Origin of the sequence: Mycobacteroides abscessus ATCC 19977 (genome assembly GCF_000069185.1) — a bacterium.
GTDB lineage: Bacteria > Actinomycetota > Actinomycetes > Mycobacteriales > Mycobacteriaceae > Mycobacterium > Mycobacterium abscessus.
Genome location: NC_010397.1, coordinates 4869689 through 4890788, shown reverse-complemented (window position 1 = coordinate 4890788; position 21100 = coordinate 4869689). Strand labels below are relative to the sequence as shown.

The following is a 21100-nucleotide window of genomic DNA, read 5'->3' as shown; positions in this document are numbered from 1 at the left end:
TCAGCTGAAGCGCACGCTCATCGTCGCGAGTCCGAAGATCTTCTTACCGCTGGCCTTCGCGGTGACAACGACGATGCCGGTGCGAGTCTGAGGGTCGAGTGACTTGATCTTGCCGCCGAATTCGATATCCGCGCCCTCGGCAGCCGAGACGATCGCCGGCGCGGAAAGACGCACCGCGTAACGAGTCACCGCACCGGGATCGCCCGACCACGCGGAGAAGAACCCGGCACCGAGCCCCATGGTGAGCATCCCGTGTGCGATCACATCGGGCAGCCCTGCCAGCTTGGCGATCTCCTCGTCCCAGTGGATGGGGTTGGCGTCGCCTGCCACGCCGGCGTAGTTGACCAGATCGCCCCGGGACAAGCGGGTGTGGTGCACCGGAAGCTCGTCGCCCACCTTCACGTCATCGAACGACGGCGTCCCCGGATTTCGGGCGGTGTCCTGGGCCACGCGCACTTCGCCCGCGGGCCGGACCGTCTTGATGTAGGAGTCCCCGGGTGCGCCGATTCCGGAGAAGTCGACGTCGTGCATCATCGCCTTCTGCACGGCGGCCATTGTCCCCGGACTGATCTCATCGGCGGTGATCCCGACAACGGTGGTGTGCAGGGTGTGTACCCGCTCCCCGGCCATGTCGGTGAAGGTGTTGGTCACGGTGATCAGGTCGCGGCCCGCCACTCGGCGGATCGACGTCAGCTCCACGTCGATATGCAGTTCGTCCCCGGCGACGATCGGGCGGTGCTGTTCAAAGACCTCTTCGGTCTGTAAATAAGTGTCGTATCCGACCACCACCGACTCGAACATGCGGCGGTTACAGGCCATGGCGGGGGTCGAAGTGAACGTCAGTGGCGCCACCACACCCGAGTAGCCCAGGTCCGCTGCGGCGGCGGCATCCCAGTGTGAGGGGTGGTAGTCCTGCACGGCACGGGCGTACTCGCGTACCTTCTCCCGGCCAACCAGGTAAGGGTTGTCCATCTGGTAGTAGTGGCCGACTCGCGCTTCGAGCGCCGACCCGTCTACTGGTGCAGTCATGAATGTGTCCAACTTTTCTATCGGCATGTTCGCTGATGGCGACCAGAGCACATTAGCGCGCCGCGACGGTGCCGACGGACGCCGTTGTCTAGCGGCTCCCGGGGTAACACCCGGTTTCTCAGATATGACGGGTGCCCAGCACCCGGATTACCAAGATCACGTTCCCCGACGTTCCGGCGGTCGTAAACTCGAAGATAGACCGTTGACCACCGACTCCCGAGCACTCCGTCGAGAAATCGTTGTCAGGGGTTGTGCCCACGGAAGGAAGGGAGTGCACCATGGTGGCCATTTTCAGAGGAATCGCTGCAGGCGCTTGTGCGATAGCAATGGTGAGCGGTTCTCAGATTTTAACTCCCGCGACGGATGTGATGCCGCAAATCCGCGTGATGTGCGAAGAGGAGAATGCGGTCGGCGACTGCATTCGGGATACTCCCGGTGAACAGACCGGCGGCGATAGCTGTGTGCTGATCAACGAGCTGGGTGCATGTGAAGACCAGCAGGAAGTAGACGATCCCGCGCACACCATGCTCAGGTAGTCGATGACGACAATCCCGGGGGCGACTGGCGATCATGATCGGTGGCCGCTAGTTTTCTGAGGTGATTTCCTCAGCTGTTGGTGCTGTTGCGCGATGGATTGCTCCCTGTTTGGCCGTGTTGAGCCTGGGTATCTTCTTGGGCCCGGTGGCAGAGGCGGACAACCCGCTGGATGGCCAAGGGTTCTACGTCAATCCCAACTCGGCGGCCATGCGTGCCGCACAAGGCGCGGGCAGCCCCGAGCTGACGTCCATCGCCAATACACCACAGGCGTATTGGATGGACAACGTCTCATCCCCGAGCGTGGATGCGAAGTACATCAGCGCGGCCCAGGCCTCCGGTGCCACACCCGTGTTGGCTCTCTACGCCATCCCGCACCGCGACTGCGGCAGCTTCGCCGCCGGGGGCTTCGGATCGGCCGACGCATATAAAGGATGGATCGACGGTGTGGCCGCCGCCATCGGGGCCGGGCCCGCGGTGGTCATTCTCGAGCCCGACGCGCTCGCGATGGCTGATTGCCTCTCGGGGGCCCAGCGCCAAGAGCGCTTTGATCTGATGCGTTATGCCGTCGACACACTGACCCGGAATCCGGCCACCGCCCTCTACATCGACGGTGGCCACTCACGTTGGGTGAGCGCCGATGTCATGGCCGCCCGGCTCAATGAGGTAGGCGTCAGCAAGGCGCGGGGCTTTAGCCTCAACACCGCGAACTTCTTCACCACCGACGAGGAGATCGGTTACGGCGATGCGATTTCGGGGATGACGAACGGTGCGCATTACGTGATCGATACCTCGCGCAATGGCGCCGGCCCCACTTCCGATGCGCTCTATTGGTGCAACCCGAGTGGTCGTGCGCTCGGTACCCCGCCCACCACCGCCACCGCGAGTCCGAATGCCGATGCCTACCTGTGGGTTAAGCGTCCCGGTGAGTCCGACGGCTCGTGCGACCGTGGAGACCCGAGGGCAGGCACCTTCGTGAATCAGTTCGCGATCGATCTGGCGCGTAACGCAGGCCGGTAGTCAACAAGACGCGAGGAGTTGCCGCCTTAGTGCCGAAGCGCCGGCAGGTGTTCGCCGAGGTTGGCTACGTGAAGGCCACGATTCGTGGCATCGCGGCGGTGGCCGATGTGGACAAGTCATCGGTCACTCAGTACTTCGGGAGTACGAGCAACCCTTTCCGGGAGGCCGTCCAGTGGCGAATCCCGGTTGATGAGCTGACCGTGCCGGACCTTGCGGTAACGGCGGAGAACTATTTGCGTGGCTTACTCTCGGGTTGGGCGGCCGAGCCGGCTGGTCCGATGGCCGTGCTACTGCGTAACAGCATGACCAGCGACGATGCCTTGGAGTTGTTGCGCGAGCAGGTAACCGATCACGCGGTGAGCTCGGTGGCAGCGACTATCGATCAGCCGGACGCGCGGCTGCGAGCGGCGTTGTTGAGCGCCGTGTTGATGGTTGTCGCGAGCCAGCGCTATCTGCTTCGCCTGCCGGATCTGGCGGGCGCCAGCGACGACGACATCGTCGCGCTGGTAGCCCCGCTGTTGACAGCGCTCATAGCTCCGGAAAACGCCAGCTGAAGCCCCACAATTTGGGGTGCCTGCGAGACCAGTTAGCGGGCTCGATGGGCTGCGATTTTCGTTATCAAAACGTGGGCAACGCGTTACCGAAATGGCAAGCGCGCCCGCTACTTCGGGTGCTGACGCGTCCTTACGATCACATCGTCAAATGACGAAGTAGTCATCCCAGAGGGGTCGGGCCGATGAGGGCAGTTCTTCACATGGTTGTGGCGGTGTCTGTTGTCGAAGCGGCGCTGGCCGGGCACGTGGTAGGAGTTGAGACCACGGCCGTGAGCCTGCCGCTTGATATGAGCGTCAGATCCATTGCGCCAATGCCGGATAGGCGGGTGGGTATCGCACACCCGGTGGTGGTGACATTCAACGAACCCGTAGCCGACCGAGGAGCTGCCGAACGTGCGCTGGGCATCACATCGACACCGCCCATGACAGGTAGGTACGAATGGCTGGATAACAATGCCGTGCAGTGGAGTCCGGACAGGTTCTGGCCGCCGCACAGCACTATCAAACTGATGGTTGGCGGCAAGCCCGCGGAGATTTCGACGGGCCCGGCGCTGATCGGCATCGCGAGCGTCTCGCGGCACACCTTCACGGTGTCCTATGAAGGTGTGTGGCGCAGGCCATCCGATGGAGCGGCGGGATTACCTGCACCGCACCATCTTCCGCGGCTGGGTGAGGAGGGCGTCTTCCCCGCCTCGATGGGCCGGCCGGAGTACCCGACGCCGCTGGGTACCTACTCGGTGTTGGGAAAAGAACGCTCCGTACTGATGGATTCGAGCAGTGTGGGTATTCCGGTCACCGCCCCTGACGGTTACAAGATCGATGTCGAGAACGCCGTTCGTTTCACCACCCGCGGCCTCTTTGTACATTCGGCCCCGTGGGCCGTTCCGGCGATGGGCTATGAGAACGTCAGCCACGGCTGTATCAGCCTGCCCCCGGCCGCCGCCGAGTGGTACTTCAACAATGTCAACATCGGCGACCCAGTGGTCGTGCAGGAGTAACCGCGCCGAATAGCGATGATGCCGAGGCTCCTTTCGGGAGCCTCGGCATCATCGAAGATATGGAACTGGTGATTAGCCTTGCGGGCCAGCAGGAGTCGGTACGCCCGGCGTCGGGCCGCCCGGAACCGTAGCACCAACGGGTGCACCCTTGCCGCCGACCGGCCCCGCGGCCACGGCACCGTCTAGAGGCGCCGCCGCGGCCGGAACCACCGCGGGTGCTGCCGGAACCACCGGCGCGGCAGGGACAATCGGTGCCGCAGGCACAACAGGTGCGGCCGGAACTACCGGCGCGGCGGGTGCCGCGACGGGGCCCGGCAGGATCGGCACACCGGCCACCGGTGCCGCTCCGGCGGCGGGGCCACCAATCAGTGCGCCCTTACCGGAGCCGCCCGCACCGTCCTCTATGGAGTACTGCCCGCCGATCTCCAGTGCGGCGGTCGCATGGGGGCTCAACACCATGGCAGCCACGCCAAAACCAGCGCCGGCAATTATTTGAACAACCACTCGATCAAAGTTGATCGCCACCGACCCGACTCCCTAGCTTGTGCGTGTAAATCACGCGGATGAAATTCTCTGGTTGAACTTTAGGGCTCTCTATAAATTGCGTCCAGGCCAGATCCGGCAGTTTATGAAGCTGATACGGAAAAAGGGCTGCGTCCGTGACTTTGGGGGTTTCAGCCAGGCGGCGGGCTTAGCGGATTCTTATTGTTAACTACCAGCTCACAGGGCGGTTCTGGTTACATGCGGGCGCTCCTTTCGGGGATGCAAGACCGTGATCAGAACGTGTCCGTGGCGAGCTTCTCGTGCCGTAAGAATCTGCTTTTGGCGCAAGAAATCCCTTTATAAATAACCAAGAAAGTTTGGTTACGTAAATACATTTAAATGGGAATCTCGCGCACAAGTATTTAGGCGAGATTGTGCATCGTCCATTACTCAAATTTGCGCGCCGAATGTGGCCGGCCGCTTTCAGCGCCGGTAGGCGGTCAGATTGTCCGACAATTCGTCAAAGACGGCCTGATTGAGGCCGAACGCGATCTTGACCTCGTCCACTATCCGAACGTTCTCTCGCGGGCTCAGTCCTAGCTCATCCAGGCGCGCGCGGTACGCGTCTTTGTACGGCTTCGGGCGCATGGGGAAGTCGTAGAACGAGAGTCCGGCCCCGCCGAGGCCGAATGCGCGGTCGAGCATGCGCCCGATAGCCTGACCGCCCGAGAGATCGCCCAGGTATCGAACATAGTGGTGCGCCACGAGCGCTCCAGTCCAGTCGGCCTTGGCTATGCGATCTTGGTAGGCCTGCGCCGCAGCCGAATTCACCTGCCGCCGGGTGCCGGGCGCCCAGTGCTCCAGATCTGCGGCGAGCGCGTGGTGGCGCTCCAAAACCGGGTCATAGACCGCCGCCACCAGGGGATCCTCGCGGTGTGTGCGCACCGCGTCTTCGATGGCGGTGTAGATCATCTGTAACCGCATGAGGTAGTCGACGTATCCGTCGGTGTTGACCCGGCCGGCAAGCAGTTCGGAGATGAACGGCGACTGCTCGGCGGCATCGTGTTCGGCACGCGATCCGTCACGCATCGCCAGTGACAACGATTCGGGAACCGTGGAAGAGCTGACGTTCATGTGGCGGACTTCCTGACCTCGAGGTTTATGTGACAGCCTGTCAGGATCATATTGACAAGCTGTCAGAAACCTAGCACGTGGCCGAGGTGGAGTGGGGGTTACGGTGTTGCACCCAATGCGCGCAGTACAAAGCGCTGAATAGCCTCGATGGGCAGGTGTCGCGGCGCCAGGCAGGCGTGGATCAAAGAGATCGTCGCAGCCCGATCCTCGACGACGAAGGTCCCTGCGGCCACCCCGTCCCGCAGGATTTCGAGTAGCACTTCCTCGACGGCGACCACATGCTCCCGGATGGCCACTGCGGCGTCCCGGGACAGCGTCCCGTAGAGCTGATTGCCCAACCCCATATGGAACTGCTGACCGGCCTCGAGCTGATGGCGGATGTAGACGCTCAATCGTTGTGCCGGGTCGCTGATATCGGACAGTGCCGCGCGGAGACCTTCGAGGTATCGGCTTGTCTCATGCGAGGCGAATTCGACTATGACGGCTTCCTTGTCGGCGAAATGGTGGTAGATCGCCGTGCGCCCAATTCCCGCTGCCGTGGCCAGCTTAGCCATGGTGATGGCGTCGAAACTCTGCTCCGACATCAAATCGGCGAAAGCCTGGAAGACCCGACGGTGCACCTGCTCGCGATGCTCTTCGACGGAAGAGGCGCTGATTCTGGGCACGCCGCGACTCTAACCCCTTCCGTATCTGTTCAGCGTTTCCGCGCGCGCAACACGTGCGAGCCCAAGCGGGAGAAGCCTTTGACGCGCACTCCGCGCAGATGGCGGAGGGAGAACTCGCCGTCGTCACCTAGGGCGGCGGCCGCCCCGTCGTCGAGCAGTATGGTGCCGGGACGCGCGACGCCGGTCAGTCGCGCGGCAATATTGACCACTGTGCCGTAGAGGTCGCCGAAGCGACTCAGTACCTGGCCATACGCAAGTCCCACGCGTATCTGAGGCATGTCCGGAATGGTTTGTGCGGCTTCAGTGATCGCCGTGTTCATAGCGACTGCGATGCGCGCGCCCGCGGCGGCGCTTGCCGCCGCGAACATGACCTCGTCGCCGACGTTCTTGATCACCCAGCCCCCGTGGGTGGTGATCGCCTCGGTGAGAGCGGTCTCGAATGTCTCCAGCAGACTGGCCAGTTCATCGGGATCCAGATGGCGCGAGAGCCGGGTGTAGCCGACCATGTCTGCGAAGCCGACAAGCAACTGTCTTGTGGTGCTTCCCGTTTCGTTTGCGCGATGCAGTGCGGCGGCTAGATGTCGCTGCCACGCGTAGTTCTGCAACGCCGTCAGGGTCGCAATCGTCTGCGTGGCGGCGTTCGCGCTGGACTCGGCGGATGCATCGTCACCTTCGGCCGCGAGGCGTCCGCCCACCTCGCGAGTCAGCAGGTCTGCCTGCCACTCGGCCAAGCGGGCCATGGCCTGCCCCAGGGTGCGGGCCGCGGCGATCTGGCTCTGTTGGTTGGCCGCCGTCGCGCTGCCCAGCGCCGCGAAGGTGCGGATAGCGGAGACGTCGGCGTCGGTGAACGCGACCTCGTCGTCGCTGTCCGCGGCCGCGAAGCCGAGTGCCACCCATAGCGTGCGGGCGCGCTCGACCGGTACCCCGGACAGCTGGGACACCTGTGAGCGGGTGTATCTACGCGGTCCCCCGAGCAGCACCTGTTCGACGGCGGCGTCGACGACCGCGTTGAGCTCGTCAGACTCGGGCATCTCGCCAGTACAGCACACAGGTGGCGCGCCGATCGGGGATACCGCGGTGAGCCGACGCTGTGTCAGGGACCTTGACTTGCTCACGGGAAACCCCGAGTATCTGCAAGGAAATTCCTCGGCAGCGGGGTGAAGGGACGGCGCAATGAACTGGAACTTCCTAGGGCACAATTGGCACCTGTTCGGAAACCTGGCGGTGCTCGCCTTCGTGGCTCTGCTGGTCTTCGCCACGTGCATGTCCGTGTACACCGCGCGTCTCAGAAAGCGGGCAGTCTCGCCGCTGGCGCACAGCGTCGGCGGATACCCGTTCGTGCTGAGTAAGGTCCGAAAACGCGAACAGATGTCGACAGACGAACTGAGTTTCGCTCGCCAGGCGATAGCCGATCGGGGGTCGTTGTGGGCGTTCTCGATTCCGGCGACCATTTTCAGCCTGGGCTGTTTCTATGTTCTCGGCAGTCTTGAACAGCTCCATGGGGCAACCCCGTCGGAGCGAACATTTCTCGGGGTGATCCCGATGGTCTCGTCCATAAATATCACCGCACAGGTGCTGCGTATGAGGCGCCTGAAAGGGCGGCTGCCTCGAGCATCCGTGCCGCCTGTCTGATGGATATTTCGTGAGGTCGCGGTGGAGCATGCATTCCCAGGTTCGGCTGATAGCATTCTCGACCGTACTAATGTCAATTCAATTGACATCTGTGGTGTGGTGAGGTCGGGGAAGGTGGTTGGGTGAGTCCACGTTCGGTTGGCAGAACGGCCCTAGCCCGAGCCTGGATGCCATTGGTCGCCGCAATCGCGCTCGGAGTCGCGTCGGTGTCGATGTGGAAGGTGCACCAGATGTCCGCGCCAGAGCCGGTGATCACAGTCAACCAGCCGCAGGCACCGCCGGAATTCACGCCCAAGACGCTCACCTATGAGGTGTTCGGTGCGCCGGGGGAGGGCGGCATGCTGAGCTATGTCGACATCGACGGGCATCCCCATCAAGAGAATGTGACGACGCTGCCGTGGTCGCATACCGAGACCACCACGCTCACTGTGGTGTCGGGCAGCATTTCGGTGCAGGTGCGTGGCGGCCAAGTCGGCTGCCGGATTCGTGTGAATGATGTTGTCCGCGATCAAATGTCAGATGATCATGCCGACGCGAACGTGATGTGCAGGGTGAAATCGGCATGAGTGAGCAGAGCAAGCACAGCGTGAAGCGGCCCCTCATTCCCCGGATGGTGCGTGTTCTCGCGGTGCCTATCGTCGTGTTCTGGGCGATAGTCGCGGTGACGACGAATACGTTTGTGCCACATGTGGAAGATGTTGCCGAGGAGCTCGCGGGCCCGATGATCCCGCACTATGCCCCGTCCCAGCGGGCGATGCTGCATATCGGTGAAAAGTTCCAGGAGTCCACATCCACCAGCCTGACCATGCTGGTGCTGGAAGCCGATCGGCCGCTCGACGGCTCCGATCATCAGTACTACGACGATCTGGTGCGCAGGCTCAAGAGCGACACCGAACACGTTCAGTACGTGATGGATACGTGGGGCAAGCCGATCACGGCTGCCGGTGCGCAGAGCCTGGACGGCAAGTCGGCGTTCGTGCTGCTGCGGTTGGCCGGCGATATCGGTCAAACGCAGGCGAACAAGTCGGTGGAAGCGATCAAGGAGACGATCGACAAGGACACACCGCCGCGCGGACTCAAGGTCTATGTCAGTGGTGCCGCGCCTCTTGCCTCCGACACCCTGAGCGTCGCGAACTCGAGCCTGAACAACATCACCATCGTGACGATCTTCCTGATCATCTTCATGTTGTTGATGGTGTATCGCTCCGTCACCACCATGCTGGTGCCGCTGTTCGGGGTTTTGGTCGAAATGCTGGTCGCCCGGGGAGTTGTCGCCACTCTCGGGCACTTCGGCTACATCGAGCTGTCCTCATTCGCCGTCAACATCGTGATCGCGCTGACGCTCGGGGCGGGGACCGATTACGGAATCTTCCTGTTGGGCCGGTACCACGAGGCGCGCAATGCGGGCTTGGACCGGGAGGACGCCTTCTACTCCGCGTACCGGGGCGTATCCCACGTCATCATCGGCTCGGGCCTGACGATCGCGGGAGCCGGGCTGTGTCTGAGTTTCGCGCGGCTCAATTACTTCCACACCATGGGCCCCGCGGTCGCCATCGCGATGCTCTTGACCATTGCGGCCGCCCTCACCCTGGGGCCGGCCTTGCTGCACTTGGGCAGCTTGTTCGGTCTCTTCGACCCCAAGCGCAGGGTCAAGGCCCGCCTGTACCGCCGCATCGGGGCAAGCGTGGTGCGCTGGCCCAAGCCGATCCTGGTGGCAAGTGCCGCAGCAGTACTCGTTGGCGCGGTGTTTGTGCCGACATACCAAGTGAACTACGACGATCGTGCGTACCAACCGCCGGACGCTCCGGCCAAGCAGGGTTTCGCGGCCGCCGACCGCCACTTTCCGCCAAGCAAGCTGTTCACCGAGATGCTCATGGTCGAGTCGGACCACGACATGCGCAACTCGGCCGATTTCATTTCCCTGGACCGTGTGTCGAAGAGCCTCGTGCGGCTTCCGGGTGTGGCGATGGTGCAGAGCATCACCAGACCCATGGGCCGCGCGCTCGAGCATGCCTCGTTGCCGTACCTGTTTACCACCCAGGGGAGCGGGAACGGTCAGCAGCTTCCTTTCACCAAGGCGCAGAACGCCAATACCGATAGGCAAGCGCAGATCATGGCGCACTCGGTCGCGGTCTTGCGACAGACCACCGACCTGACGCAACAGCTGGCGGACGAGATGCACAACACCGTCGTGACGATGGAAGACATGCAGCAGGTCACTCAGGACATGAACGAGAAGGTCTCTAACCTGGACGATTTCATGCGACCACTGCGCAACTACTTCTACTGGGAGCCGCACTGTTTCGACATTCCCGTCTGCCAGTCCTTCAGGTCGCTGTTCGACATGCTGGACAGCATCGACAAGCTCGCAGCCGACATCAAGGACGCGGTGGGCTCGCTGGAAGTGGTGGACAGGCTTCTCCCGCAGATGGTGGCGCTATTGAAGCTCACCGCCAATGATCAAGAGGCCCTACAGGCCCTCATCGTCAACACCTACGGTCAGACGAACCTGCAGGCCACCGCGACGGACCAGACCTTCGACGACATGATCAACGTGGGTAACGACTTTGACGCGTCTCGCAGTGACGACTTCTTCTACATCCCGCACGAAGCCTTCGACAACGAGGACATCAAAACCGGTATGACGCTGATGATGTCGCCGGACGGCAAGGCCGCTCGCTTCATCGTCACCCACATGGGCAACGCCATGGGGCCCGAGGGCATCGAGCACGTGAACGACTTTCCCGATGCCATTACGACGGCGCTGAAGGAGACTTCGCTGGCCGGTGCGCAGGTATACATCGGTGGCGCCGGTTCGAACAACAAGGACATTAAGCAGTACGCGGCGTCTGATCTCCTGATCGCGGCGATCGCCGCGTTCACTCTGATCTTCTTGATCATGATGGTCATCACACGAAGCCTGGTGGCGCCCTTCGTGATTATCGGTACGGTGGCCTTTTCGTTCGCCGGGGCCTTCGGGCTTTCGGTGCTCATCTGGCAGCACCTCGTCGGGCTGCCCCTGCACTGGCTCATCCTGCCGTTGACCTTCATCATCCTGGTGGCTGTGGGTTCGGACTACAACCTGCTATTGATCGCCCGGCTCAAAGAGGAAACCGACGCCGGACTGAACACCGGGTTGATACGGGCGCTTGGAAGTACCGGAGGTGTGGTCACTTCCGCGGGGCTGGTCTTCGCGTTCACCATGTTGGCAATGTTGGCGAGCGACCTGCGAACCATCGGTCAGGTGGGAACCACCGTATGCATTGGCCTATTGTTGGACACGCTGATTGTGCGTTCGTTTATCGTGCCCGCGCTTGTTCGGCTGCTGGGGACGTGGTTCTGGTGGCCGACGCGGGTGTTGGCCCGGCCGCGGCGGGAACCCGTGCGATCTTGACGGCTGCCCGTGACCGCGCTCTTCGGCGCCACTGCCAGGTACTGATGCCGGTAAGCGCCAGCAGCAGGGGAGTCAGGCCGAGGACGAACCAGATCGCACGCCAATAGCCGTTGACAGCGAGTCCGAAATGAGCTGCGGGACCAGCCCATTCGTCGGCGATTGCGTTGGATACGCTCATTGGTCTTGCGCGCAGGATTTGTACATGGGCGGCGTCATGGGCGTCTACGCCGACCGATCTATTACCGTGGTAGTTGAGGCTGTGTGCCCGCAGATCCGGACTGTCGGGGTCCAGCAAGTCGATCCGGTAGTACGGGTTCTCCTCGTCTGGGAGTCCGACCCAAGTCACCTCAGCCCCGGGAAAGTGGCTGGCGGCCGCGGAAATTGCTTGGCCGACGGATACATCCTCGACGCCACGGCTCGCGGTAGATGTCCGTTCGGCGGGGTGTCCTCCGGTCAGCGAGTACCACAGAGTGGTGAGGCCCGGGGCTTCGAACTGTAATCCGGTCGCTGCCCAAATGAGCAGCGGCACCGTGGCCACGATGCCGATGATCGCGTGCAGGTCGAAATCGCGAGCGAAGCGCCCGGAGCCCCAGCGAACGCGTAAGGCGTTGCGTAGCTTTCGGATTGCCTTCCACCAGATGAATGGAGCGGGCAACACGAGCAATAACAGAACGGCCGCCGCACATGCGAGTAGCGCCGATCCCCATGAGAGCCCAGAGAAGGCGCCGAGTTTTCCCAGCGGGCACGGTTGCGCGAGGAACGGTAGGTATCCGCTATAGCCCTCGCAGGTGAAACCACAGTCGTGCATGTTGACCAGGAAGCCGAGGATGCCCGCGCCGAGATCCAGTCGCCCGTTCAGGACGCCGGTTCCGGCGTCGACGAAGAATGTGTCATGTGTTTCCGACGATGCACGCAGTAGATACACGCCGTCCTTGAGGGATGCGCTCGCGAGCTGTATGCCGGGGTATTGCGATCGTGCTTCGGCGATTGCCCGCGTGAAGCCGACCGGGTTGTCGGTAGGGGTGCTGTGGAACATCTCTGGATGCAACGCCCGGACCAGCTCCGGTTGGTAGACCAGTAGTGCGCCGCTCGTGCTGACGATCACCACCAGCAGCCCACAGATGAGGCCAATCCAGCGATGGCTCAAAACCAAAGCGCGTCGGGTCTTCAACGACACGCGCCGACGCCGGGGTGTGGACACCTTCTGCTCCCATAGCCGAACCGACGCTGTCGGGGAGTAAGGCTAGCGAGGTCGAACACGCAATGGGCGGCTACGTCTGTGGCCTGCGCAGAATGGTGACGGATTCGTTGATCTTCTTGAACTTCGCGAAGGTTTCGGTCGGCACTCCGAAGACGGCTGACAGCACATCGGGCGGTAGCTTGCTGATCGAGGCACCAATTCCGATGTCGTCCTTGCCTTCTGCGGTACTGGCGTTGAACACGATGAGCAGTTTGAGGTCGTCGGGGCCCTTGTTCTCGAAATAGTGCAACGATCCCTGCGGTGCGAAGACGACGTCACCGACGTGGGCATCGAAGGTTTCGCTATGGCCCATGGGATCCAACAGGGTCCATGTGGCCACGCCGCTGGTTATGACGTTGATCTCCCAGGCGCTCGGATGCCAATGTGGTTCCCGGATTCCGCCCGGTTGCAAGGTCACCATGACGACGCTCGCCTGCTGTCCGGTGAGGATGGGAAAGTTGCCTTCGTGAGCCTGTCTCAGGTCACCGCCGTCGAAAGTTTGTGGTGCGAGCGCACCGAGGTGAAACAGATGCGGCTGGGCGGTGTTCAGTTCGGCGGGGAGCCTAGGGTCGCCGAAGCGAGCGGCGTCATCGGTCACGGTTACGTCCTCTGGATTGTCATGGGAGCGAGGGGGCGAAAACGCCCAGTCGGTGCCGGCGCCGGCAGCGGCCGCAACCCCGGCGACGCCGACTCCGCCGAGCACCGTGCGTCGATTGATTGACTTCATAACGCGAAGGTAGAGCCGGCCGACTGATTGTGAAAGGCGATAGAACCGTTTATTGGTAACGGATATCGTGATTAATTGGGTGAGATCGATGCGCCGTCAGCGTCCTTGCGCCAGCACGGCGCCGCCGAGCCACCGCTTGAGGAAGCCGCGGAGCTCGTCGCGAGACCGGGTTGCTTCGTTGGGTGAGACAAAGAACGACAGCATGATTCGGAGCGCGAACTCGACGAGTTCGCGCTTGGCCGCGTCGTCGTATCCGTACTGGACCCAGTCGACGTCGAATCGGTCGAGCATGCGGAGGCCGAATGCCTGAGCTTCGTCCGATGTCATGTCGCTGGTATGAGAATGGGCATACGGTTCGGACATCATGATGCCCAAATGTGGTGTGCGAGTGACTTCTTCCAAGGTGTAGAGCACGCCCTCGGTGAGCGCCTCCGCGGGATCGGTGATGCCCCGCACCACGTGGGTGAGCCGGTCCAGGAAGCCGTCGACCGAGGCGAGGGAAGCGGCATGCATGAGGGCGTCGGCCGTGGGGAAATACCGGTAGACCGTTTGCCGAATGACGCCCAGTTCGGCTGCCACGTCCGCAAGGCTCACGGCCGAGCCTGTCTCGCCGATCAGTTTCACCGCTGCGGCGACGATCCGCTCGGCCGCTTCCTCGTCACTGCTGGGTGGCTGTCCATCCCATCCCCGCCTACGCGCCATCGCTGGGCTCCCCGGGCGTCGGCATCCATGCAGCATATCGCCATTGACATCGGCGGATCCCTCCCGTAATCATACAGAGAAACAAGTAATTGTCTTATTGTATGTTCAAGCGAGGTGCCTTCATGACGGAACTGATCGTGCGCAAATTGCGGTTCGCCTTCGCCGATCACCACGTCCCGTTCCTATGGAACGAGTCCAATCCGGCCTTTTCGAGCATGGCCAATGCGGTTTCCTTCCTGGCGATCGCATTCGAGAAGATGATCGGCCAGATGATTCCCGAAGCGATGCCGCTGATCGCCGATCCGGTGATCGCCGAAGAGGCCGATGCGTTTGTGCGGCAGGAGGGCCAGCACTCCATGGGCCACCGCCAACATGCGAAGGGTCTGATCAAGAGTTATCCGGGGCTCAAGGAGACCCTGGACGAGGTGATCGCCTCCTTCGATGACCTCACCGCGAACAAGCCCTTGAAGTATCGGCTGGCGTATACCGCCGATTTGGAGGCAACGTTCACGCCGGTGTTCAAGCTGATGCTCGATCACGACGACACGCTCTTCGCCCCCGGCGATGATCGGGTGGCCTCGTTGTTTCTCTGGCACTTTGTCGAAGAGGTCGAGCATCGCAGCTCGGCACTGATCATCTATGACGCGGTAGTCAACGATCCCTGGTACCGCATGCGGATGGCGCCGTCGATCTTCAGGCACGTCTGGTCGGTGCTGCGCATCGCCTGTGAAGGTTTCAACAAGCACGTCCCCCTCGAAGATCGCAAGGTCGACGCCCTGTCGATGTTCGGCATGCAGGCACGCAAAAAGTCATTGCTCCAACGTCTCCCGTTCGTGGATGCGCCGAATGACGGTCCTATCGAAAACGCGTTCAGACACTTACCGGCGCGCGAAGTCATGGTGGCGATGTCGGGTGCGGTGCGCAGTCAGATTCCAGGCCATAACCCGGCGCACGAGAAGTTGCCGGCACTGGCCGACGAATGGTTCGCCCGGTACGAGGCCGGCTACGAGGTCACTCAGTGGTACACCGCCGGCAAGGCGACGGGAGTGGGAGTCTGACGATGTCTGGTCTTTGTACGCCGACTTTCGCCGATCTGGCGGCGCGGTTGGGCTTCTCGTGCGACACCGCGGGCGGCATCGCCGTGTTGCGCAACCCGTCCTCGCTCGAGAACTGGACGCTGCCGGTCCTGGAGCTGACCGTGATCGGCGGCGCCATATTGGCGCTGTTCTACGCGATCATTCGGCTGCGCCGTCATAACGATCCGACGAACATCGCGGTGTGGTTCGGAGCGATCGCCTATCTCTTGATCATCGAGCCGCCCCTGTATTTTCCAGGGCCGTTCGGCATCAGTGAGCACGTGGACACGATGTTCGCGCACAACGTATTCACCGTGGATTTTCTGTGGGGCCGACTACCTCTGTACATCATTGCGATCTACCCGATGATGGCCACCGTGGCCTTTGAGATTGTCAGAACTCTCGGAGTCTTTCGCCGTTACGGCGTGCTGGTGGGGGCGGCCTGTGTGGGGCTGGTGCACCACGCCTTTTACGAGATTTTCGACCATCTCGGTCCGCAATTACGTTGGTGGGAATGGACTCTGGACAATCCGTTGAACAAGCCGTTCTTCGATTCGGTGCCGATGGGCAGTGTCGTTGTCTTCGCTGCGCTGTGGCCGATGTCCTTGGCGTTTTGTGCACAGCTTTTCGTGGGCCGCCACGTGGATGAAGGAAGATCCTTCACCGGCGGACAAATCGTCTGGCGCACTGTGGTTATTGGATTGCTTGCCTCGATTGGCACCGCAGTGCTGCCTATGCCCGCGACCATCGCGGGTCTGATAACGGACAGCACCGCCGTGGTCGGCGTTGTGTATGCCGCGGAGCTGCTGACCCTGGTGGCGGTGGCAGTGCCGGTCCTGGTCAGACAGTGGCTTGCGCTTCGTGGCGGGGGCACGGACGGCTATGTCACGCATCCCTCCATCCTGGGTTACGCGGTGGTCTATCTGGCGGTAATGACGGTCTTGTGGGTGTCGGCGCTGCCCGACTATTTCGGGGCCACTAATGGCCTTACCGCTATGGGCGATCCGGTTGGCAGCCTGTGGTACGGCGCAATTTGCCTTGGCATTGCAGCTGCGAGCACAATCGCTGCCTGGACGGTTGCCGGATCCGGCCGAAGAGGTGGAACCGGTCAGCGGGAGCGCATGGTAGCGAGCCGAGCCGCCGAATCCTAGAGCCAGTCTGATCAAATTCTTGGCGCGATTTGTCCACAGTGGCTATCGCGTATGGGCGGTCTGCGGTTCCAGACTCGGTGGATGCGGATGGCATCGACGCACCCGAATGCTTGCAAGCGGTCTGGAGCAACGCTATGACACGACCGAAGTTTCGCGGCGCGGCAGCGGGGTTGGACGAGCTTGAGTGGCAGATGAAAGCGGCCTGCCGCGGAGTCTCGACGGATATCTTCTACTACGCCGAAACTCAACGCGGCGCCCTGCGTAAACAGTACGAGGTGCAGGCGAAGCAGATCTGCAACGAGTGCCCCGTACGCGCGCATTGCGCGGCCCACGCGATAAGAACTGATGAACCACACGGTGTTTGGGGCGCGATGACGACCCGCGAGCGCCGCCTCGCCATGACGAGGTCTCGGCGTCGGACCGTGGTGTCCGAGCAAGCTACATCTTGATAGACGGTAGCAGCCGGGTGAGATTCCACAGCTGATTGCGTCGCGCCGACAGACTGGTGATGAGCAGCCCGCCCAGCAGAATGAACAGCAGCGTGATCACGGCCTGCCAAAGCCGGCCATCGATACCGCCCAGGATCAGCTGGCGTAATCCATTGACGCCATATGTCATGGGGTCGTATTTGTGAAGAATCTGGAACGGTCTCGAGGTGGTCTCCACCGGGTACATACCGCCGGCGCTGACCAGTTGCAGCATCAGTAATGCCATGAGCAGTACGCGGCCGACTGCCGGACCTACCAGAGCGTTGATCGCTTGGGTTGCGGCGACGAAGGCGAAGGAGATCAGCACCATGAAGCCGAGCATCGCGACCGGGTGCGCCGCATGCATGCCAAGGGCGAAGCGCACTACGCAGTACAGAATGATGGCCTGGAATATCCCGATCGTGGCGGCGGGCAGATAACTGGACAAGGCCACGCGGAGGGGGAGTACCTCGGCGGCAATGGCGCGAGTCTGCAAGGGCCGCAGAATCATCCACAGCACCAGCGCCCCGAAAAACAAGGCGAGTGTAACGAAGAAGGGTGCCATGCCGGTGCCGAAGTTGGGCGCGGCGTTCTCGTGCGCGGTCTCCAGGTGCACCGGGCCGCCGATGGTGTCGGCGATGGCGTTCTTTTGCTGATTGCTCCAGGTGGGCACCTGTTTGGCACCATCGGTCAGCTTGGTGGCCAGTTCGGCAGAACCGGAGCGTAGTTGCGCGGTCCCCGATTTCAATTGCTGTGCACCATCATCCATTTTTGCTATGCCACTGGACAGCTGGGCGTTCCCGGTAGCGAGCTGCTGCGCACCGTTACGCAGCTGGGTGAGTTTGTTGGTGAGTTCCTGTCCCTTGCCGCCGACCTGATCGAGCGCGGACTTCAAGGGGCTGCCGGGCCCGCGCAAGGTCTCGGTCATCGCGATGGACGCGTTCTCCGCATCGGTCAGCTGCTGGCGGACTTGGGGCGTGAACTGATGCTCTCGCAACTGATCCTGTATCCCACGCAACGTGTTCGCGGCCGGATCCTGGCGCCCGGCAAGCTGGTCGATCACAGCGGTGAGCGCATTGGCGGCGCTGTCCTGGGCCTTGGCGATGCCGTCGATTTGATCGTTGGCCTGCCGGAGGGCCTCGGCCCCCTGCTGCAGTTTGTCGGTGCTTCCGCCAATGTTCGCGACGGCTTTGGTGACGGTGAGCAGCGGATCGGTGGCCTGGTTGATGCCGTCGGAGAGCTGCTTGGCCCCGGTGGCGAGTTGAGCAGATCCCGGCCGTGCGGTGTGCAGTCCGGTGGCCAGTTGCCCGGCGCCGTCATCGACCTTGGCCGCGCCATCGGCCAGCTGCCGGGCACCGTCGGCGGCCTGCTGAATGCCGGCACCGGACGAGACCACCACGGAAAGCACCTGATTGACGGCCTGCCCGGAGATGCGGGTCGAAACGGCGTTGAGCACCTGATCGATGGCGGTGCGGCCGATGCTCGACGAGATGTAGTTGTTGGCGTCGTTGTAGACGGCAACCAGATTGGCTTGTTTGGGTTCTCCGGTCAGCGGTGAGGCGATGGCCTCGCTGAAGTCGGGCGGCAGTTCCAGCATGAAGTAGTAGTTGCCGTGATCGACGCCGCTGCGTGCCTCGTCGAGACTGAGGACGTGCCAGTCCATGCTGCCGTCGGCAGTCAGGCTCTTGGAGATTTCCTCACCGATGTTGACGTGTTGGCCCGACACGGTGGCGCCCTTGTCGGCGTTGACCAGCGCGACAGGCATCTTGTTCACGTGACCGAACGGGTCCCAGTACGCCCACAAATAGAGCGCGCCGTATACCAGCGGGAGCAGCATGAGAACCACGATCGCGGCGCGTGTCATGCGGCTGCGCCCGAAACGCTTTATCTCCGAACCGAATGCGAGTCCAGCGAGCATGAATCAGTCCCTCCCGGTGAGGATGCGGTGGTCGTGCAAGTCGTGGACGGGCGCGTCGGTGCCCAACGGGTTGGTCACTCCGACGACGACGGTGCGGTTCTGGGCGATGACTCCGAGCCGTTCGACCGCCAATGTCCGGCGTGCGTTGTCACGCACCTGCTCCAGGTCGCCCACCACAAGGATGGGCCGGTCCGAAAGCAGCGCCAGCGTGATGCGCAGGAGAAACAAATCGAGATCGGAAAGTTCGACGATGAATGTCTCGCCCGAAGGAGGCGGGAGTTCACCGAACACTTCGTCTAGCTTGTCGCGTCCCGTATCGGCCGGAACCCGGGAGAACCACGGCGCCAGCCAGCGGCGCTGCTCGGCGAGCACCGTCTGGACCGTCACGGTTTCTTCGAGCTCATCGATATCGGCGAACGCGGCAATGGCGCAATGCCGGCGGATCGCACGCGGCTCGGTGTCGCCCATCACGTTGACGGTGCCGTGGCTTGCTTTGAGCCGGCCCGCCAGCGTGAGTAGCAGACAATGCTGGGCCGGCCCACCGGGCATCTGAATGGCATGAAAGCCGGAGGTGAGTTCGAGTCCGATGCCCGAGAAGAGCGGACCGTGCTCCCCATCCACCCCAAGGCCTGTCGCGGTGATCAGCACCGGAGCTTGGTCGTTCGTCTCCTTGGATATGGCGATATCCGTTTCATCCGGTGTGGTGGCCGGTTCGTCCTGTGCGTTCACGGGTTGCTCGTTTCAGATCGCTGACTGGCACGTCCATTCGATCAAACATGATGTTGCCTGGGGAAATCAGTGTGATCTCGGATATCGGGGCGATTCCGAGTGATGTTCCCCGGTAGTGGTCCGCCAGGGTGGGCCGTCAAAGCGCTCGCGGGTGACGAATTCTGCGGCGCGGTTGCGCCGCAGCCGCGTCAGCTGTTTGACCGGTTTACCGATCGGCAGCACCGCGGCGACAGCGTAGGTGTCGGGGATCCCGAGGAGCTCTCGCACCTTCGGTTCCTCGGCCACCGCCATGGTGGTGAGGGCGCCGCCGTAACCTTCTGCTCGCGCCGCCAACAGGATGTTCCACACCAGCGGATAGATAGAGGCTCCGCCGACCACCCCCACGCGTTCCAAATCCTGGTCCACGGCGGCGACCAACCGCAGATCTACGCATACGACAAGGACGGCCCCGGCCGTGCGCAGCGGTGCGGCCACCGATTCGGGTACCACAGTCGCGGCGATGGTCTCGGGGTCTACCCGGGTGGGGCTGACCGGATTCTATGGTGACTCACCGGCCACGACCTGGGCGAAATAACGGCGCGCGCCCGGCTTCGTCGCCTCGACCAGGCTCTCCCGCGTGGCCGGGTCTTTGACCACGATGACGTGACCGGCCTGCCGGTTGCCCCCGCTGGGCGCGAACCGCGCGTTGTCGAGGATTCGGTCTAATACGTTGTCGGGCAGGGGATCTCTGGTGAACTCACGTGCTGCGAAGGTGGTGCGCATGACATCGTAAAGCTCCATGCGGGTCACCCTAGTCGGCACTCAGCCGTGGTGGTGTTCGAGCAGATCGGCCTGATTGATTTTGAACCTGGGCATGAGCAGCCACCTGCGCGTCTGCTCGTGTGCGCGACCGATCAGCTCATCGGCGTGTGAGAAGTCTGCCGGTGACGTACGGACCGGGCACAGCCCCGGAACCACGCGCAGGTCGACGCTGCCCTCGAAGCGGTTCACATCGGCAACCAGGCGCTGATTGATGGCCAGGGTCATCGCATGTAATGCCATGGGTACTGCACCCCTGGGTGTTTCCGTGAGGGCGCAGGCATATCCGGTGGGTAGCACCCAGATCTCGGTGGCGCCCAGTGCCACGGCGTGCGAGAGCGGGGTGTTGTTGACCACGCCGCCGTCCATGAGGTCGCGCCCGTCGATTCGCACCGGCGGCAACACTGCGGGTACGGCGGCACTGGCTGCGATGGCGTCGATCGGATCTCCGCCGGACAGCAGGACGTCTTTGCCGGTGAGTACGTCCGTAGCTACGACGTGCAATGGTATGGGTGCATCTTCAAGACGGCGAAACAGCAAGTGTTCCTTGAGGAGCCGTCGAAGGCCGGAATCGGATACCAGACTCTGGCGTTGGCCGATGAAGCCCAGGAATCCCACCGAGAGATTCGTGGGAAAAACGTCTTTGCGCGATAGCGATCGCCATAAGTCGGCCAGACCGTTGATGCCGTCGATGTCGGGGCGCGAGGATATCCATCCGCCGTTGAGGGCGCCGACGGATGTTCCGACGATCAGGTCGGGGGCGATACCCGCCTCTGCCAAGGCGAGCAGCATGCCTACTTGAATCGAGCCCAGGCTGGCACCACCGGACAGCACGAACGCCGTTGTCAT

At 62.4% G+C, this 21100-nt stretch carries 21 protein-coding genes and 1 pseudogene; 10 read left to right on the top strand and 12 right to left on the bottom strand.

Annotated features, from left to right (window positions below; all coding sequences use genetic code 11):
• Complete coding sequence (locus tag MAB_RS24195) at window positions 1-1029, bottom strand: fused (3R)-hydroxyacyl-ACP dehydratase subunits HadA/HadB (RefSeq protein ID WP_005082714.1); 1029 nt, start codon at window positions 1027-1029, stop codon at window positions 1-3.
• 326 nt (window positions 1030-1355) lie between these two features.
• On the opposite strand from MAB_RS24195, the gene MAB_RS24190 reads away from it, so the two are divergent.
• The 4 genes from MAB_RS24190 to MAB_RS24175 all read left to right on the top strand — a co-directional run bounded on the left by MAB_RS24190 (window position 1356) and on the right by MAB_RS24175 (window position 4135).
• On the top strand, window positions 1356-1565 hold the full coding sequence (locus MAB_RS24190) for a hypothetical protein (RefSeq protein ID WP_005126059.1): 210 nt from the start codon (window positions 1356-1358) through the stop codon (window positions 1563-1565).
• Window positions 1566-1626: 61 nt separating this feature from the next.
• Window positions 1627-2583, top strand: a complete 957-nt coding sequence (locus tag MAB_RS24185) for a glycoside hydrolase family 6 protein (RefSeq protein WP_014850883.1) — start codon at window positions 1627-1629, stop codon at window positions 2581-2583.
• Window positions 2584-2612: 29 nt separating this feature from the next.
• Window positions 2613-3137 carry a TetR/AcrR family transcriptional regulator gene (locus MAB_RS24180; protein WP_005082710.1) on the top strand — a complete coding sequence of 175 codons (525 nt, stop codon included), beginning with the start codon at window positions 2613-2615 and terminating at the stop codon, window positions 3135-3137.
• A gap of 200 nt (window positions 3138-3337) precedes the next feature.
• Complete coding sequence (locus MAB_RS24175) at window positions 3338-4135, top strand: L,D-transpeptidase (protein WP_005082708.1); 798 nt, start codon at window positions 3338-3340, stop codon at window positions 4133-4135.
• A gap of 72 nt (window positions 4136-4207) precedes the next feature.
• On the opposite strand, the gene MAB_RS24170 is transcribed toward MAB_RS24175, so the two are convergent.
• The 4 genes from MAB_RS24170 to MAB_RS24155 all read right to left on the bottom strand — a co-directional run bounded on the left by MAB_RS24170 (window position 4208) and on the right by MAB_RS24155 (window position 7448).
• Complete coding sequence (locus MAB_RS24170) at window positions 4208-4660, bottom strand: hypothetical protein (RefSeq protein ID WP_005095807.1); 453 nt, start codon at window positions 4658-4660, stop codon at window positions 4208-4210.
• 441 nt (window positions 4661-5101) lie between these two features.
• A complete protein-coding gene (locus tag MAB_RS24165) occupies window positions 5102-5752 on the bottom strand; it encodes a biliverdin-producing heme oxygenase (protein WP_005082705.1) in 651 nt (216 codons plus the stop codon).
• Between the two features lie 98 nt (window positions 5753-5850).
• Window positions 5851-6417: a TetR/AcrR family transcriptional regulator gene (locus MAB_RS24160; protein WP_005082703.1), complete on the bottom strand. Its 567-nt coding sequence runs from the start codon at window positions 6415-6417 to the stop codon at window positions 5851-5853.
• Window positions 6418-6446: 29 nt separating this feature from the next.
• Window positions 6447-7448, bottom strand: a complete 1002-nt coding sequence (locus MAB_RS24155) for an adenylate/guanylate cyclase domain-containing protein (RefSeq protein ID WP_005082701.1) — start codon at window positions 7446-7448, stop codon at window positions 6447-6449.
• Between the two features lie 142 nt (window positions 7449-7590).
• Between MAB_RS24155 and MAB_RS24150 the strand changes: the two genes are divergently transcribed.
• The 3 genes from MAB_RS24150 to MAB_RS24140 all read left to right on the top strand — a co-directional run bounded on the left by MAB_RS24150 (window position 7591) and on the right by MAB_RS24140 (window position 11443).
• Window positions 7591-8049 carry a hypothetical protein gene (locus MAB_RS24150; protein WP_005089225.1) on the top strand — a complete coding sequence of 153 codons (459 nt, stop codon included), beginning with the start codon at window positions 7591-7593 and terminating at the stop codon, window positions 8047-8049.
• 167 nt (window positions 8050-8216) lie between these two features.
• Window positions 8217-8615: an MmpS family transport accessory protein gene (locus tag MAB_RS24145; RefSeq protein ID WP_005095802.1), complete on the top strand. Its 399-nt coding sequence runs from the start codon at window positions 8217-8219 to the stop codon at window positions 8613-8615.
• On the top strand, window positions 8612-11443 hold the full coding sequence (locus tag MAB_RS24140; protein WP_012296797.1) for an MMPL/RND family transporter: 2832 nt from the start codon (window positions 8612-8614) through the stop codon (window positions 11441-11443). The genes MAB_RS24145 and MAB_RS24140 overlap by 4 nt, the downstream gene beginning before the upstream one ends.
• Here MAB_RS24140 and MAB_RS24135 read toward each other — a convergent pair.
• The 3 genes from MAB_RS24135 to MAB_RS24125 form a co-directional block, all read right to left on the bottom strand.
• The gene (locus tag MAB_RS24135) at window positions 11349-12620 is read right to left on the bottom strand and encodes a PepSY-associated TM helix domain-containing protein (protein ID WP_005130478.1); all 1272 of its coding nucleotides are present in this window, start codon (window positions 12618-12620) and stop codon (window positions 11349-11351) included. The two genes, MAB_RS24140 and MAB_RS24135, sit on opposite strands and share 95 nt — an antisense overlap.
• Window positions 12621-12714: 94 nt before the next feature.
• Entirely contained in the window at window positions 12715-13410 is a 696-nt protein-coding gene (locus tag MAB_RS24130) for a cupin domain-containing protein (RefSeq protein WP_005098590.1), read from the bottom strand.
• Window positions 13411-13506: 96 nt separating this feature from the next.
• Window positions 13507-14112: a TetR/AcrR family transcriptional regulator gene (locus MAB_RS24125; protein WP_005095797.1), complete on the bottom strand. Its 606-nt coding sequence runs from the start codon at window positions 14110-14112 to the stop codon at window positions 13507-13509.
• Window positions 14113-14234: 122 nt separating this feature from the next.
• Here MAB_RS24125 and MAB_RS24120 point away from each other — a divergent pair, with 122 nt between their 5' ends.
• From MAB_RS24120 to MAB_RS24110, 3 genes are read left to right on the top strand one after another with little or no spacing between them, the layout of a single operon-like run.
• Entirely contained in the window at window positions 14235-15170 is a 936-nt protein-coding gene (locus tag MAB_RS24120) for a metal-dependent hydrolase (protein WP_005095795.1), read from the top strand.
• A 2-nt stretch (window positions 15171-15172) separates the two neighbouring features.
• Window positions 15173-16339, top strand: a complete 1167-nt coding sequence (locus MAB_RS24115) for a hypothetical protein (protein ID WP_005095792.1) — start codon at window positions 15173-15175, stop codon at window positions 16337-16339.
• 38 nt (window positions 16340-16377) lie between these two features.
• Window positions 16378-16788: a WhiB family transcriptional regulator gene (locus MAB_RS24110; protein WP_017206927.1), complete on the top strand. Its 411-nt coding sequence runs from the start codon at window positions 16378-16380 to the stop codon at window positions 16786-16788.
• Here MAB_RS24110 and MAB_RS24105 read toward each other — a convergent pair.
• The 4 genes and pseudogenes from MAB_RS24105 to MAB_RS24085 form a co-directional block, all read right to left on the bottom strand.
• Complete coding sequence (locus tag MAB_RS24105; RefSeq protein ID WP_005095789.1) at window positions 16778-18724, bottom strand: YhgE/Pip domain-containing protein; 1947 nt, start codon at window positions 18722-18724, stop codon at window positions 16778-16780. The two genes, MAB_RS24110 and MAB_RS24105, sit on opposite strands and share 11 nt — an antisense overlap.
• 3 nt (window positions 18725-18727) lie before the next feature.
• A complete protein-coding gene (locus tag MAB_RS24100) occupies window positions 18728-19453 on the bottom strand; it encodes a hypothetical protein (RefSeq protein WP_005095788.1) in 726 nt (241 codons plus the stop codon).
• Between the two features lie 66 nt (window positions 19454-19519).
• Window positions 19520-20233: pseudogene (locus tag MAB_RS25240) on the bottom strand (nitroreductase family protein).
• 21 nt (window positions 20234-20254) lie between these two features.
• Window positions 20255-21100 carry a patatin-like phospholipase family protein gene (locus tag MAB_RS24085; RefSeq protein WP_005095780.1) on the bottom strand — a complete coding sequence of 282 codons (846 nt, stop codon included), beginning with the start codon at window positions 21098-21100 and terminating at the stop codon, window positions 20255-20257.